The 14,337-nt window shown below is 58.2% G+C and carries 13 protein-coding genes; 10 read left to right on the top strand and 3 right to left on the bottom strand.

Annotation, left to right across the window (positions count from 1 at the left end):
• The first annotated feature begins 107 nt into the window (after positions 1 to 107).
• From rnc to acpS, 5 genes are all read left to right on the top strand, one after another.
• Complete coding sequence (gene rnc / locus HB664_RS20115; RefSeq protein WP_003860711.1) at positions 108 to 788, top strand: ribonuclease III; 681 nt, start codon at positions 108 to 110, stop codon at positions 786 to 788.
• A complete protein-coding gene (era, locus tag HB664_RS20110; RefSeq protein ID WP_219940102.1) occupies positions 785 to 1,690 on the top strand; it encodes a GTPase Era in 906 nt (301 codons plus the stop codon). Before rnc ends, era begins: the two co-directional genes overlap by 4 nt.
• A 17-nt stretch (positions 1,691 to 1,707) precedes the next feature.
• Positions 1,708 to 2,415 (top strand): DNA repair protein RecO, encoded by a 708-nt coding sequence (gene recO / locus HB664_RS20105; protein ID WP_039263761.1) that lies wholly within the window; start codon positions 1,708 to 1,710, stop codon positions 2,413 to 2,415.
• 75 nt (positions 2,416 to 2,490) lie between these two features.
• Complete coding sequence (pdxJ, locus tag HB664_RS20100) at positions 2,491 to 3,222, top strand: pyridoxine 5'-phosphate synthase (RefSeq protein ID WP_032659491.1); 732 nt, start codon at positions 2,491 to 2,493, stop codon at positions 3,220 to 3,222.
• Positions 3,222 to 3,602 carry a holo-ACP synthase gene (gene acpS / locus HB664_RS20095; protein WP_023294331.1) on the top strand — a complete coding sequence of 127 codons (381 nt, stop codon included), beginning with the start codon at positions 3,222 to 3,224 and terminating at the stop codon, positions 3,600 to 3,602. The genes pdxJ and acpS overlap by 1 nt, the downstream gene beginning before the upstream one ends.
• Here the strand turns inward: acpS and HB664_RS20090 are convergent.
• Positions 3,599 to 3,859 (bottom strand): YfhL family 4Fe-4S dicluster ferredoxin, encoded by a 261-nt coding sequence (locus tag HB664_RS20090; RefSeq protein WP_008502177.1) that lies wholly within the window; start codon positions 3,857 to 3,859, stop codon positions 3,599 to 3,601. The genes acpS and HB664_RS20090 overlap by 4 nt on opposite strands.
• A gap of 46 nt (positions 3,860 to 3,905) precedes the next feature.
• On the bottom strand, positions 3,906 to 4,754 hold the full coding sequence (locus tag HB664_RS20085) for a MurR/RpiR family transcriptional regulator (protein WP_023333056.1): 849 nt from the start codon (positions 4,752 to 4,754) through the stop codon (positions 3,906 to 3,908).
• 117 nt (positions 4,755 to 4,871) lie between these two features.
• Here HB664_RS20085 and murQ point away from each other — a divergent pair, with 117 nt between their 5' ends.
• The 4 genes from murQ to tadA are packed head-to-tail and all read left to right on the top strand — an operon-like array spanning position 4,872 to position 8,341.
• Positions 4,872 to 5,765: an N-acetylmuramic acid 6-phosphate etherase gene (murQ, locus tag HB664_RS20080; RefSeq protein ID WP_143346594.1), complete on the top strand. Its 894-nt coding sequence runs from the start codon at positions 4,872 to 4,874 to the stop codon at positions 5,763 to 5,765.
• Positions 5,766 to 5,776: 11 nt separating this feature from the next.
• The gene (locus tag HB664_RS20075; RefSeq protein ID WP_219940101.1) at positions 5,777 to 7,138 is read left to right on the top strand and encodes a PTS transporter subunit EIIC; all 1,362 of its coding nucleotides are present in this window, start codon (positions 5,777 to 5,779) and stop codon (positions 7,136 to 7,138) included.
• 3 nt (positions 7,139 to 7,141) lie between these two features.
• Positions 7,142 to 7,777 (top strand): phosphatidylglycerophosphatase C, encoded by a 636-nt coding sequence (yfhb, locus tag HB664_RS20070; RefSeq protein WP_039263757.1) that lies wholly within the window; start codon positions 7,142 to 7,144, stop codon positions 7,775 to 7,777.
• Between the two features lie 24 nt (positions 7,778 to 7,801).
• Positions 7,802 to 8,341, top strand: coding sequence for a tRNA adenosine(34) deaminase TadA (gene tadA / locus HB664_RS20065; RefSeq protein WP_039263756.1), 540 nt, complete (start codon positions 7,802 to 7,804; stop codon positions 8,339 to 8,341).
• On the opposite strand, the gene mltF is transcribed toward tadA, so the two are convergent.
• Positions 8,229 to 9,779, bottom strand: coding sequence for a membrane-bound lytic murein transglycosylase MltF (gene mltF, locus HB664_RS20060; RefSeq protein WP_219940100.1), 1,551 nt, complete (start codon positions 9,777 to 9,779; stop codon positions 8,229 to 8,231). The two genes, tadA and mltF, sit on opposite strands and share 113 nt — an antisense overlap.
• A 267-nt stretch (positions 9,780 to 10,046) precedes the next feature.
• Here mltF and purL point away from each other — a divergent pair, with 267 nt between their 5' ends.
• Positions 10,047 to 13,934, top strand: coding sequence for a phosphoribosylformylglycinamidine synthase (purL, locus tag HB664_RS20055; protein WP_219940099.1), 3,888 nt, complete (start codon positions 10,047 to 10,049; stop codon positions 13,932 to 13,934).
• Positions 13,935 to 14,337: the final 403 nt, after the last annotated feature.

Here is a 14,337-nt window from a genome sequence, read left to right as displayed (position 1 = left end):
AGTTTAAGGTTGGCCCTGCAAGGGTGCCACGGCACACGAAACCGCGTTGGTTTTCTCAGGTCGGTTTCGTGTGCTGCATTTTTGACGCATTCATTTATTGGTATCGCATGAACCCCATCGTAATTAATCGGCTTCAACGGAAGCTGGGCTACACTTTTCATCATCAGGAGTTGTTGCAACAGGCATTAACCCACCGCAGTGCCAGCAGCAAACATAATGAGCGTCTCGAGTTTTTAGGCGACTCTATTTTAAGTTTCGTGATTGCGAATGCGCTTTATCATCGTTTCCCGCGTGTGGACGAGGGTGATATGAGCCGCATGCGTGCCACGCTGGTTCGGGGTAATACCCTTGCGGAAATCGCGCGCGAATTTGAGCTGGGCGAATGTCTGCGTCTTGGACCGGGTGAACTGAAAAGCGGCGGCTTCCGTCGTGAATCTATTCTTGCCGATACGGTCGAAGCATTAATTGGTGGTGTGTTCCTGGACAGCGATATCCAGACCGTAGAAAAGCTGATCCTGAACTGGTATCAGACCCGTCTGGACGAAATCAGCCCGGGCGATAAACAAAAAGATCCAAAAACGCGTCTGCAGGAATATTTGCAGGGTCGTCATCTGCCGCTGCCGTCTTATCTGGTGGTGCAGGTGCGTGGCGAAGCGCACGATCAGGAATTTACCATCCATTGCCAGGTCAGTGGCCTGAGTGAACCGGTGGTGGGCACAGGTTCAAGCCGTCGTAAGGCTGAACAGGCTGCCGCCGAACAGGCGTTAAAAATGCTGGAGCTGGAATGAGCGAAGAGAAAACCTATTGCGGATTTATTGCCATCGTCGGACGTCCGAACGTTGGCAAATCCACCCTGCTGAATAATCTGCTTGGGCAGAAGATTTCAATCACCTCGCGTAAGGCGCAGACCACGCGTCACCGCATCGTCGGCATCCATACTGAAGGCGCGTATCAGGCGATCTACGTCGATACCCCGGGCCTGCACATGGAAGAGAAGCGTGCCATCAACCGCCTGATGAACAAGGCGGCGAGCAGCTCGATCGGCGACGTAGAGCTGGTGATTTTCGTTGTGGAAGGCACCCGCTGGACGCCGGACGACGAGATGGTGCTGAACAAGCTCCGTGACGGCAAAACGCCGGTCATCCTCGCGGTCAACAAAGTTGATAACGTGCATGAAAAGGCCGACCTGCTGCCGCATCTGCAGTGGCTCGGTAGCCAGATGAACTTCCTTGATATCGTTCCGCTGTCTGCTGAGACCGGCCTGAACGTGGATACCATCGCGGGCATCGTGCGGAAGCATCTGCCGGAAGCGATTCATCACTTCCCGGAAGACTACATCACCGATCGCTCTCAGCGCTTTATGGCGTCTGAAATCATCCGTGAAAAGCTGATGCGTTTCCTGGGTGCTGAACTGCCTTACTCCGTAACGGTAGAGATCGAGCGTTTCCAGACCAACGAGCGCGGTGGCTACGATATCAACGGCCTGATCCTCGTTGAGCGCGAAGGGCAGAAGAAGATGGTTATCGGCAACAAAGGGGCCAAGATCAAAACCATCGGTATCGAAGCCCGTAAGGACATGATGGAGATGTTCGAAGCGCCGGTTCACCTCGAACTGTGGGTGAAAGTGAAATCTGGCTGGGCCGATGATGAGCGTGCTCTGCGCAGCCTCGGTTACGGCGAAGACCAGTAACTTAAGACGACGAGCATATGGATGGATGGCAGCGCGCCTTTGTCCTGCATAGTCGTCCCTGGAGCGAAACCAGCCTCATGCTGGACGTCTTCACGGAAGAGTCGGGCCGCGTGCGCCTTGTTGCGAAAGGCGCACGTTCCAAACGTTCTAATCTGAAAGGCGCCCTACAGCCTTTCACACCGTTGCTGGTACGCTTCGGTGGGCGAGGGGAAGTGAAAACCCTGCGCAGTGCCGAAGCCGTCTCCCTGGCGCTTCCTCTTTCCGGCATCACGCTCTACAGCGGTCTGTATGTCAACGAACTCATCTCACGCGTTCTTGAACATGAGACCCGCTTCTCTGAACTTTTCTTCGATTATCTGCACTGTATCCAGTCGCTGGCTGGCGCAACCGGCACGCCCGAACCCGCATTGCGTCGTTTTGAACTGGCGCTGCTGGGCCACCTCGGATACGGCGTAGATTTTCTGCACTGCGCGGGCAGCGGTGATGAGATAGAAGACACCATGACCTACCGCTACCGCGAAGAAAAAGGCTTCATTGCCAGTATCGTGATAGACAACAGCACCTTTACCGGGCGCCAGCTCCGGGCGCTGTATGAGCGCGAGTTTCCCGATCTGGACACCCTGCGCGCAGCAAAACGCTTTACCCGGATTGCCCTCAAGCCGTATCTTGGCGGCAAGCCCTTAAAGAGCCGCGAATTATTCAGGCAATTTGTGCCGAAACGTTAACGTTTTACCCCTCACCCCAGCCCTCTCCCGGAGGGAGAGGGGGAAGAGAAATGAACCAAAATACCGAGGATTGTCATGGCTGAATTACTGTTAGGCGTCAACATCGACCACATCGCCACGCTGCGTAATGCGCGCGGCACGGCGTATCCCGATCCGGTTCAGGCGGCGTTTATCGCTGAACAGGCTGGCGCTGACGGCATTACCGTTCACCTGCGTGAAGACCGTCGCCATATCACCGATCGCGACGTGCGCATTCTGCGCCAGACGCTGGACACCCGTATGAATCTGGAGATGGCGGTCACCGAAGAGATGCTGGCGATTGCCTGCGAGACCCAGCCGCATTTCTGCTGCCTGGTGCCGGAAAAACGCCAGGAAGTGACCACCGAAGGCGGTCTGGACGTGGCCGGTCAGCTCGACAAAATGCGCGATGCCTGCAAGCGCCTGGCGGATGCCGGTATCCTGGTTTCTCTGTTTATCGACGCCGATTTCGCCCAGATTAAAGCGGCGGCCGACGTGGGCGCACCGTATATCGAAATCCACACCGGCTGCTATGCCGATGCCAAAAACGATGCCGAACAGGCCAAAGAGCTGGAGCGTATCGCTAAAGCGGCCACGTACGCCTCAAGCCTGGGACTGAAGGTTAACGCCGGTCACGGCCTGACCTACCACAACGTGAAGGCCATTGCCGCCCTGCCGGAAATGCACGAGCTGAACATCGGCCACGCCATCATTGGCCGTGCGGTGATGAGCGGCCTGAAAGAGGCGGTCTCAGAGATGAAACGCCTGATGCAGGAAGCGCGTCAGTAATGGCTATTCTGGGCTTAGGCACCGATATCGTTGAAATAGCCCGCATTGAAGCGGTGATCGCCCGTAGCGGCGATCGCCTCGCAAGACGCGTGCTGAGCGATAACGAGTGGGCCATCTGGGAAGCGCATCAGCAGCCGGTGCGTTTTCTGGCAAAGCGCTTTGCGGTAAAAGAGGCGGCGGCCAAAGCCTTCGGGACCGGCATTCGTAACGGCCTGGCGTTTAATCAGTTCGAAGTGTTTAACGATGAGCTGGGCAAACCGAGCCTGCGTCTGTGGGGAGAAGCGCAAAAGCTGGCGGAAAAGCTGGGGGTGAATCATATGCACGTGACGATCGCGGATGAACGTCACTATGCCAGCGCGACGGTGATCATCGAAAGTTAAAGTTTGTCCGCGTGGTGCATCAGGACAAACTTATCCCATAGCTGCTCTTCGCTCTCGACGTGGGCCGGATCCTTCAGGATGGTATTCGGGATCGGGCACACCTTCTGGCAGGTCGGCGTTTCATAGTGGCCGATGCATTCCGTGCAGCGGTCGCTGTTAATCTCATAGATGCTGTCGCCCATCGAAATCGCCTGGTTCGGGCATTCGGGCTCGCACATATCGCAATTAATGCATTTTTTGGTAATTAACAGCGCCATCAGGAAATTCTCAGAAACAACACAAACCGGGCGGGCATTATACGCGTCAAACCAGTTTCTTTACCAGTTCTTCGCTGTGACGAATGCGCTCGGGCGCGCGCTCCAGATCCTGCTGCACCAGTGCCATAAACAGCAGGTCCGTCAGCATCATTTGCGCGCTGGTGGACGAGATAGCCGCGCTGCGCGTGGCCTGTTCCTCGGCAATGGTATATAAACAGCGCGTTGCCCGCTGCTGGAGGGCATTCGGCGTAAAACCGGTGATCGCCAGAATTTTACCGCCGACGCGCAGCGCTTCATCAGTTGCCATGTTGATTTCACGGCGCTCGCCGGAGTAGGAGATGGCCAGCAGCAGATCGTCAGGATCCATTGCCTGTACGGTTGCCAGCAGGGCGTGCATATCCTGCTCGACGATGGCGTTAAGCCCAATTTTCGTCAGCTTCCAGCCAAAGTTACGCGCCACAAGTCCGGACGCGCCGATACCGGTCAGGATGATTCGCCGCGCGCCGCGCAGCATCGCCACGCTCTCCAGCAGCTTCTCTTCGGTGTTCACATCGAGCGTCGCGTGCATGGCCGCCACGTTCTCTTTGATCAGCTTTTCGCCAACCAGCCGCATCGGGTCATCGCCGCGGATCTGATTATGCACCGGCATGGACTGCGGGTTGGGGTTGCTCACCAGCGCTTCGCTGATCGCCAGCTTGAGGGCGGGGAACCCCTTAAAGCCAATCTTCTGGGCAAACTTCACCACGCTGGACTGGCTCACGCCGGCTTCACTCGCCAGCTGCTGCGAGCTGAGATGGCGCGCGCGATCGGGTTGAGAAAGCAGAAAATCCGCCAGCTTCTTGTCGCTTTGGGCAAAGCCTGCATAGCGCTGGCGAATGCGAATTAAACAGTTCATAGGGTCTCCTGGCGAAAATGTGATTATCTGCGCAAATACGAATTTTGCTCGCCTGAATGAATTTTATATTCCATTATAGTGTGATTATTATGAATTAAAAATTCTTGAGGTACAAAAATGAATCTTGGCTCACTTGTTTCTGAAACGCGTAACCCGCAAACCATGGATCTGGATGCGCTCTCCACCCTGGAGCTGGTTAACCGCTTTAATCAACAGGATACGCTGGTCGCGCAGGCAGTGAAAGAGACATTACCCGAGGTGGCGAAAGCTGTCGATGCGGCGGCGGAAGCCCTTAAGGCCGGCGGTCGCATTATCTACATGGGAGCGGGCACCAGCGGGCGTCTTGGGGTTCTGGATGCGTCAGAATGTCCGCCAACCTTTGGGGTGCCGCACGGTCTGGTCGTTGGGCTGATTGCCGGTGGACCCGGCGCGCTGCTGAAAGCCGTTGAAGGAGCGGAAGACAATGCACAGCTGGGCGAGGATGACCTGAAGGATCTGAATCTGACCGCGAAGGATCTGGTGGTCGGGCTGGCGGCATCCGGGCGTACCCCGTACGTCATTGGCGGGCTGGAATACGCCAACCTGACGGGCTGCACGACGGTCGCCATCTCCTGTAACCCTGGCTCCCCGATTGCGCAGGTGGCCGCTATTGCTATCTCTCCGGTTGTCGGGCCGGAAGCGCTCACCGGCTCCACGCGCCTGAAATCCGGGACCGCGCAAAAGCTGGTGCTCAATATGATCTCCACCGGCGCGATGGTGAAGTTCGGCAAGGTTTATCAGAACCTGATGGTGGATATGCAGGCCACCAACGTCAAGCTGGTGGACAGAGCCTGCCGCATGGTGATGGAGGCGACTGGCGCAGGCCGTGAAGAGGCAGAAGCGGTACTCAAGCAGACCGATCACGATGTTAAACCGGCCATTCTGATGATCCTGAGCGGGCTGGATGCGGCGGCCGCGAGAGCCAAACTCGATGCGCATAGCGGCTTCTTACGGGCGGCATTAGAAAACTAACAGAGGCGTCTATGGACAAAACAGCAGCGCTCGCCAGCGATATCCTGCAGGGGATCGGTGGGGAAAAAAATATTCAGCGTCTCGAAAACTGCATGACGCGCGTGCGCGTCGAGGTGCATAACGACGACCAGCTCGACGTGCCGCGCCTGAAGCAACTCTCCGGCGTCAGCGGCTACGTGAAACAGGGGCAGCAGCATCAGCTGATCGTCGGGCCGGGGAAAGCGGCGCAGGTTGTTGATGCCATGCGCGCACTGATGGGCGTTAGCACGAGCGCGTCGATTGACGATGCGGAGCGCACCAAAGCGCAGGCAAAGGCCAAATACAAAGCCCCCATGAGCGATGCGCTGCGTCAGCTGGCAAACGTCTTTATTCCGCTGATCCCGGCGTTTATTGCCTCCGGCCTGATCACCGGGATCATCAATATCCTCAAGCGACCGGATATCGTGGGGGATTTCGCCACGCAGTATCCGAATCTGCTGGGGATCCTTGGGATCTTCGGCAGCGCTGTTTTCGCCATCATGAACATTCTGGTCGGGGTAAATACCGCGAAGGTGTTTGGCGGATCGCTGGCGATGGGCGGGGTAATGGCGGGCATCTTGTCCAGCCCGCAGCTGGCGCAGATCACGCTGTTTGGCGAGGCGCTCCAGCCCGGGCGCGGCGGGGTGATCGCCGTGCTGCTGGTGGTCATCCTGATGAGCTGGATCGAGAAAAGGCTGCGTGCGATCCTGCCTGGCTCGATCGAGCTGATCCTCAACCCGCTGCTGACCACGTTAATTACCGGTAGCGTAGCGATTGTGGCCCTCCAGCCGCTAGGCGGATGGATCTCTGAAGCCATCGCTCACGGCGCGTCTCTGGCTATTGACCGCGGCGGCCTGCTGGTGGGAGCGGTGCTGTCAGGTACCTTCCTGCCGCTGGTGCTGACGGGGCTACATCAGGGGCTGGTGCCGATCCACGTCGAGCTGGTGCAGGCGCACGGCTATAACGCGCTGCTGCCTATCCTGTCGATGGCGGGCGTGGGGCAGGTGGGCGCGGCGATTGCCGTACTGATGAAAACCCGCAACGCGCGGCTGAAAAAAATGATTAAAGGCGCGCTCCCGGTCGGACTGCTCGGCATCGGTGAGCCGCTGATTTTCGGCGTTACGCTGCCGCTGGGTAAACCGTTTCTCGCCGCCTGTCTGGGCGGCGCGGTGGGCGGGGCGCTCATTAGCTACTGGAAAGTCGCTACCGTTATCACCTTTGGGCTTTCCGGTTTACCGCTGGCATTAACCATCGTGACCGGAAAAGTGATGCTCTATCTGTTAGGCTATTTAGTAGCGGTGATCGCCGGGTTCCTGTTTACCTGGCTGTTAGGTTTCAACGACCCAGAGGAGTAAGGTTTGGCAAATCACGCGCGTCGCGTTGTCTTTTTCGACCTGGATGGAACGCTGCATCAGCAGGATATGTTTGGTACGTTTATGCGTTACCTGCTGCGGCGTCAGCCTTTGAATGCGCTGCTCGTGCTGCCGCTCTTACCGGTTATCGGGATCGCGCTGCTGGTCAAAGGCCGGGCAGCGCGATGGCCGATGAGTCTGCTGCTGTGGGGATGTACCTTTGGGCACAGCGAAGCGCGGCTTAAGCAGCTCGAAAAGGATTTTGCGCACTGGTTTCGCGGCCACGTCGCCGCCTTTCCGGTGGTGCAGGCGCGCCTGACCAGCTACCTCGACGCGAATGATGCCGACATCTGGCTGATTACCGGCTCCCCGCAGACGCTGGTGGAGCAGGTCTACTTTGATACCCCCTGGCTTCCGCGCGTGAATCTTATCGCCACGCAAATTGCCCGCGGTTACGGCGGCTGGGTGCTGACCCTGCGCTGCCTGGGGCATGAAAAAGTGGTCCAGCTGGAGAAACGCATCGGTACGCCGCTGCGCCTGTACAGCGGCTACAGCGACAGCAAGCAGGACAACCCGCTGCTCTATTTTTGCCAGCACCGCTGGCGCGTCACGCCATCAGGCGAACTTCAGCAACTCGAATAGGCTTATCCATAATGGGCGTGTATAATGCCGCCCGCTTTTCGACTGGAGTATCAGCCTTTGTCCAACCCTGAACACAATCATGAATACTGGATGCGCCACGCGCTGACGCTGGCTCAACGCGCCTGGGACGAGGGCGAAGTGCCCGTGGGCGCGGTGCTGGTTCATAACAACCAGGTGATTGGCGAAGGGTGGAACCGTCCTATTGGCCGCCACGATCCTACTGCGCATGCCGAAATTATGGCGCTTCGCCAGGGCGGTCTGGTTCTGCAAAACTATCGCCTGCTTGATACCACGCTGTATGTGACGCTGGAGCCGTGCGTGATGTGCTCCGGCGCGATGGTGCACAGCCGGATCGGGACTCTGGTTTTCGGCGCGCGGGATGAAAAAACCGGTGCGGCCGGTTCGCTGATGGACGTGCTGGGTCACCCGGGTATGAACCACCAGGTGAAGACTATCGGTGGGGTGCTTGCACCAGAGTGTTCGGGGCTATTAAGCGATTTCTTTCGAATGCGCCGTCAGCAGAAAAAGCAGCAAAAGGCAGAACTGAAGCTGTTGGGCGATTAAGCTCGTCCGGCGCTACGACAGGGTAACTTTGAGCCAGCTGTTTGGCCTCCGTCGCCTCTTTCTCTTTCTCCAGCAGATACCCGACCAGGCTAATCTGATATTTACGGATATTTTCCACGTAGGCGTAGGCTTCATGTCCGCGCGCGTAGCCGTATGTCAGCTTGTTATACCATGGCTTTTGGCTCAGCAGCGGCAGGCGCTGCTTAACGTCTGACCAGCTGTCCGGGTTACCTTTCGTTTTTGCCGTCAATGCTCGCGCATCAAGCATATGCGCGTAGCCCATATTGTAGGCCGCCAGCGCAAACCAGATCCGCTCTTCTTCCGGCACCGTTTCCGGTACTTTGGCCATCATATCCTGCAGGTAGCGCGCGCCGCCGCTGATGCTCTGTTCGGCGTCGGTACGATCGTTCACGCCCAGGCTCAGCGCCGTATTTTTGGTTAACATCATCAAACCGCGTACGCCCGTGGGCGACGTGGCCTGGGTATCCCAGTGGGATTCCTGATACGAAATAGCCGCCAGCAGTTTCCAGTCAATCTCCTGGGCGTATTTTTCGAACAACGGCTGCAGGTCCGGCAGGACGCTGTCTACCGCGCGCAGGAAGCTGCGGGTGTCAACGTAGTCAAAGTCATCGCCGTGCCCGAGGTACTTCTCCTCCAGACGCGCCAGGGTACCGTCTTCATTGATGGTGTTGAAGAAATCAAGCATCGCGGCAGAGAAGGTCTGATCGTCATCAAGCTGGCTAAACCAGGTCACGGGCTGCTCGTCGGTGACGTCCAGCGCCACGGCGATTTCAGGATGAACGCGCTGGAACAGGCTGATCGCGACCGAATCGGCGATGGTGTAAGGCACCTTCTGATCTTTTACCTGCTCCAGCAGCTCCGTCGTGCCGAGTTTCGGATCCACCGTCCAGCTCAGGTCGGGATATTTCTTCTCCTTGAGCTCCCGCAGATCGTCAATCACCACGTGGCCGGGCGCAATCGTCAGCTGCCGATCGTTAATCGTGGACAGCGAGCGCGGGCGCAGGCTCCCGACGCGGTAAACCAGCTGCTGAGAAACGGAGTAGTAGGTCGGGCCTGGCTGGTAGTTCTTACTGCGCTCGCTGTTATACACCAGCCCGGCGGCGAGCATATCGGCATCGTCGTTATCGAGGTCGTCAAACAGCTGGTTGATATTCTGGCGGACGGTGATTTTAAGCTTCACGCCAAGATAATCGGCGAACTGTTGTGCCAGTTCATAATCCAGGCCAATGATTTTGCCGTTGACGTCGCTGTAAATCAGCGGCGAGTTGAGGGTACTGACGCGCAATCCCCCCCGCTCCTGAATGGCGGCGATACGGTTTTCGGCTTTGCCGAACCAGGGGATGGAAGGCCAGAGGGCCACTGCCAGCAGCAACGTTACAATGCCGATGAGCAGATAATTAATCTTTAATTTTTTCAATTAGTTAATTCTCTGCGACGCCGGTTGCCTCAGTCTGCTGTAGCCATGTTAATCATAAGGTTTGCCATTGAATGAGCGGCATTTTGCGTAAACTTGCGCCACTTGGCAACCAATTAGAGAGACAGGTCACATCTATTGTTAAATCTCTGTGCAAATTTTATTTCGACGCAAACGGTTTCGTCGGCGCTCAGGATTCTCTATAATGACGCCCGTTTTCCCCCCTTGCGCACACTGTAAGCGCCCCGGCGCTTCGAAGACGAGAGACTTATGATGGAAATTCTGCGTGGTTCGCCTGCACTGTCTGCCTTCCGTATCACTAAACTGCTGGCACGTTTTCAGGCGGCCGACCTTCCGGTAAGCAATATTTACGCTGAGTATGTCCATTTTGCTGACCTGAATGCCCCCCTGAATGCAGAGGAGCGCGTACAGCTGGAACGCCTGCTCAAGTATGGTCCAAGCCTGAACAGCCATACGCCAACCGGCAAACTGATCCTTGCGACGCCTCGTCCGGGCACCATCTCCCCCTGGTCTTCCAAAGCCACCGATATCGCCCACAACTGTGGCCTGAGCCAGATTAACCGTCTGGAACGCGGCGTGGCGTACTACGTGGAAGCCTCTACCCTGAGCGACGCGCAGTGGCAGGCGGTTGCGGCTGAACTGCACGATCGCATGATGGAGAGCGTTTTTGCCTCTCTCGATGACGCGCAGAAGCTTTTCTCTCACCATCAGCCTGCGCCGGTACAGAGCGTAGACCTGCTGGGGCAGGGCCGTCAGGCGCTGATTGACGCCAACCTGCGTCTCGGCCTGGCGCTGGCAGAAGACGAAATCGACTACCTCCAGGATGCGTTTGTTAAGCTCAACCGTAACCCGAACGACATCGAACTTTACATGTTCGCGCAGGCTAACTCTGAGCACTGCCGCCACAAGATTTTCAACGCCGACTGGATTATTGACGGCGAACAGCAGCCGAAGTCGCTGTTCAAAATGATCAAAAACACCATGGAGCAAACCCCTGACCACGTGCTGTCTGCCTATAAAGACAACGCCGCGGTAATGGAAGGTTCCGAGGTGGGCCGCTTCTTCGCCGATCGCGAAGCAGGGCGCTATGACTTCCATCAGGAGCCCGCGCATATCCTGATGAAAGTGGAAACCCACAACCACCCGACGGCGATCTCCCCGTGGCCGGGTGCGGCGACAGGCTCCGGCGGCGAAATCCGCGATGAAGGTGCGACCGGTCGTGGCGCTAAACCTAAAGCGGGTCTGGTCGGTTTCTCTGTCTCTAACCTGCGTATCCCGGGCTTTGAACAGCCGTGGGAAGAGGATTTCGGCAAGCCAGAGCGCATCGTGACCGCCCTGGATATCATGACCGAAGGCCCGCTGGGCGGCGCGGCGTTTAACAACGAATTTGGTCGTCCGGCGCTGAACGGTTACTTCCGTACCTATGAAGAGAAAGTGGACAGCCACAACGGCGAAGAGCTGCGCGGCTACCACAAGCCGATCATGCTGGCGGGCGGGATCGGCAACATCCGTGCCGATCACGTGCAGAAAGGCGAGATCGTCGTCGGCGCGAAGCTGATCGTACTGGGCGGCCCGGCGATGAACATCGGTCTGGGCGGCGGCGCGGCCTCTTCTATGGCCTCCGGCCAGTCTGATGCGGATCTCGATTTCGCCTCCGTGCAGCGCGACAACCCTGAGATGGAGCGCCGCTGCCAGGAAGTGATCGACCGCTGCTGGCAGCTGGGCGACGCCAACCCGATCCTCTTCATCCACGACGTGGGCGCCGGCGGTCTGTCCAACGCCATGCCGGAGCTGGTGAGCGACGGCGGTCGCGGCGGGCGCTTCAACCTGCGCGATATCCTGAGCGATGAGCCGGGCATGAGCCCGCTGGAAATCTGGTGTAACGAATCCCAGGAGCGCTACGTGCTGGCGGTTGCTGCGGATCAGCTGCCGCTTTTTGACGAGCTGTGCCGCCGCGAGCGCGCGCCGTATGCCGTCATCGGTGAAGCGACCGAAGAGCAGCACCTTTCCTTAAGCGACACCCACTTTGACAACCAGCCGATCGATCTGCCGCTCGACGTTCTGCTCGGTAAAACGCCGAAGATGACCCGCGACGTAACCACCCGTAAAGCGGCGGGCAAAGCGCTGGATCGCCAGGGCATCACCGTGGCAGAAGCGGTAAACCGCGTGCTGCACCTGCCTGCTGTGGCAGAGAAAACCTTCCTGGTGACCATCGGTGACCGCACCGTGACCGGTATGGTATCGCGCGATCAGATGGTCGGCCCGTGGCAGATCCCGGTCGCGAACTGCGCCGTGACCACCGCGAGCCTCGACAGCTACTACGGCGAAGCGATGGCTCTCGGCGAGCGTACCCCGGTGGCGCTGCTGGACTTCGCGGCCTCTGCCCGTCTGGCGGTCGGTGAAGCGCTGACCAACATCGCCGCGACGCAGATTGGCGATATCAAACGTATCAAGCTTTCCGCAAACTGGATGGCCGCTGCCGGCCACCCTGGCGAAGATGCTGGCCTGTATGAAGCCGTGAAAGCGGTGGGCGAGGAGCTGTGTCCTGCCCTCGGCCTGACCATTCCGGTGGGCAAAGACTCCATGTCGATGAAAACCCGCTGGCAGGAAGGCAACGAGCAGCGCGAGATGACCTCTCCGCTGTCGCTGGTGATCACCGCGTTTGCCCGCGTGGAAGACGTGCGTCACACCGTTACGCCGCAGCTTGCGACCGAAGACAACGCCCTGCTGCTGATTGACCTGGGCAAAGGCCACAACGCGCTGGGTGCTACCGCGCTGGCGCAGGTTTACCGCCAGCTCGGCGATAAGCCAGCCGACGTGCGCGACGTGGCGCAGCTGAAAGGCTTCTACGACGCGATTCAGGCGCTGGTGGCGCAGCGTAAGCTGCTGGCCTACCACGACCGTTCCGACGGTGGCCTGCTGGTGACCCTGGCAGAGATGGCCTTCACCGGCCACTGCGGCGTGGAAGCGAACATTGCGACGCTGGGCGAAGACCGTCTGGCGGCGCTGTTCAACGAAGAGCTGGGCGCCGTGATTCAGGTGCGTGCGGCAGATCGCGACGCGGTTGAAGCGATTCTGGCGAAGCATGGTCTGGCAGACTGCGTGCACTATCTGGGCAAAGCCGTTCAGGGCGACCGCTTCGTTATTGAAGCAGACGGTCACGCGGTGTTCAGCGAAAGCCGCACCACGCTGCGCATGTGGTGGGCGGAAACCACCTGGCAGATGCAGCGCCTGCGTGATAACCCGGAATGTGCCGATCAGGAGCATAACGCGAAAGCGAATGACCAGGATCCAGGCCTGAACGTGAAGCTCTCCTTCGACATCAACGAAGACATCGCCGCGCCGTACATAGCGACGGGCGCGCGTCCAAAAGTGGCCGTGCTGCGCGAGCAGGGCGTCAACTCCCACGTTGAGATGGCAGCTGCCTTCCACCGCGCGGGCTTTGACGCTATCGACGTCCACATGAGCGACCTGCTGGCCGGGCGTACCGGTCTGGAAGATTTCCAGGCGCTGGTGGCGTGCGGCGGCTTCTCCTACGGTGACGTGCTGGGCGCGGGCGAAGGCTGGGCGAAGTCCATCCTGTTCAACAGCCGCGTGCGCGACGAGTTCGAAACCTTCTTCCACCGTCCGCAGACGCTGGCGCTGGGCGTGTGTAACGGCTGCCAGATGATGTCTAACCTGCGCGAGCTGATCCCGGGCAGCGAAGCCTGGCCGCGCTTTGTGCGCAACCAGTCTGACCGCTTCGAGGCGCGCTTCAGCCTGGTGGAAGTGACCCAAAGCCCGTCTCTGCTGCTGCAGGGGATGGTCGGTTCACAGATGCCAATCGCCGTTTCCCACGGCGAAGGTCAGGTAGAAGTGCGCGACGCTGCGCATCTGGCTCAGCTGGAGAGCAAAGGCCTGGTAGCGCTGCGCTTTGTCGATAACTTCGGCAAGGTGACGGAAACCTACCCGGCTAACCCGAACGGCTCCGCCAACGGTATTACGGCAGTGACCAGCGAAAGCGGTCGCGCGACCATCATGATGCCGCACCCGGAACGCGTATTCCGTACCGTGAGCAACTCCTGGCACCCGGAAAACTGGGGCGAGGACAGCCCGTGGATGCGTATCTTCCGCAACGCGCGTAAGCAGCTGGGTTAAGTTTTAGGCAGTACCTGTAGGCCCGGTAAGCGCGAGCTCGACCGGGCTTTTTTATTTGTGTCGCAATTACGCGACAGACCCGTAATTCAACTGTCTCCAAAAGGCGACATTTAACTCGTTGATTTATATATGGCAGTAAAGGTTCCCGTTAAGGTGTTGCTTAATAGCGACACTTAGCCTGGAAATCATTCAACCGATAATTAACAGGCTAAACGAGTAAAACTCATATATTTCAAACTGTTAATATTTTGTTTTGCATTCTGGCACGGGTGTTGCATAATATTAACCAGTGGCTCATTCACCTTCTTATGTCAGCCCCTTCGGGACGCGCTACATAAACTTCGAATGACGCACAAAAAGGTGCCTGCCGTCCAACTACTGATCATAGCGATGCTTTATCAGG

This window comes from Enterobacter sp. DNB-S2, assembly GCF_019443845.1.
In the GTDB taxonomy this organism is placed as follows: Bacteria; Pseudomonadota; Gammaproteobacteria; order Enterobacterales; family Enterobacteriaceae; genus Enterobacter; species Enterobacter asburiae_B.
The sequence above is the reverse complement of the archived record's forward strand: the minus strand, read 5'-3'. Positions and strand labels throughout refer to the sequence as shown.

What these genes read in the sequence shown, in the direction of transcription:
- rnc (WP_003860711.1), top strand. Translation starts at nt 108, where the DNA reads ATGAACCCCATCGTAATTAATCGGCTTCAACGGAAGCTGGGCTACACT.
- purL (WP_219940099.1), top strand. Translation starts at nt 10,047, where the DNA reads ATGATGGAAATTCTGCGTGGTTCGCCTGCACTGTCTGCCTTCCGTATC.
- recO (WP_039263761.1), top strand. Translation starts at nt 1,708, where the DNA reads ATGGATGGATGGCAGCGCGCCTTTGTCCTGCATAGTCGTCCCTGGAGC.
- murQ (WP_143346594.1), top strand. Translation starts at nt 4,872, where the DNA reads ATGAATCTTGGCTCACTTGTTTCTGAAACGCGTAACCCGCAAACCATG.
- era (WP_219940102.1), top strand. Translation starts at nt 785, where the DNA reads ATGAGCGAAGAGAAAACCTATTGCGGATTTATTGCCATCGTCGGACGT.
- tadA (WP_039263756.1), top strand. Translation starts at nt 7,802, where the DNA reads ATGCCGCCCGCTTTTCGACTGGAGTATCAGCCTTTGTCCAACCCTGAA.
- HB664_RS20075 (WP_219940101.1), top strand. Translation starts at nt 5,777, where the DNA reads ATGGACAAAACAGCAGCGCTCGCCAGCGATATCCTGCAGGGGATCGGT.
- HB664_RS20090 (WP_008502177.1), bottom strand. Translation starts at nt 3,859, where the DNA reads ATGGCGCTGTTAATTACCAAAAAATGCATTAATTGCGATATGTGCGAG.
- HB664_RS20085 (WP_023333056.1), bottom strand. Translation starts at nt 4,754, where the DNA reads ATGAACTGTTTAATTCGCATTCGCCAGCGCTATGCAGGCTTTGCCCAA.
- pdxJ (WP_032659491.1), top strand. Translation starts at nt 2,491, where the DNA reads ATGGCTGAATTACTGTTAGGCGTCAACATCGACCACATCGCCACGCTG.
- acpS (WP_023294331.1), top strand. Translation starts at nt 3,222, where the DNA reads ATGGCTATTCTGGGCTTAGGCACCGATATCGTTGAAATAGCCCGCATT.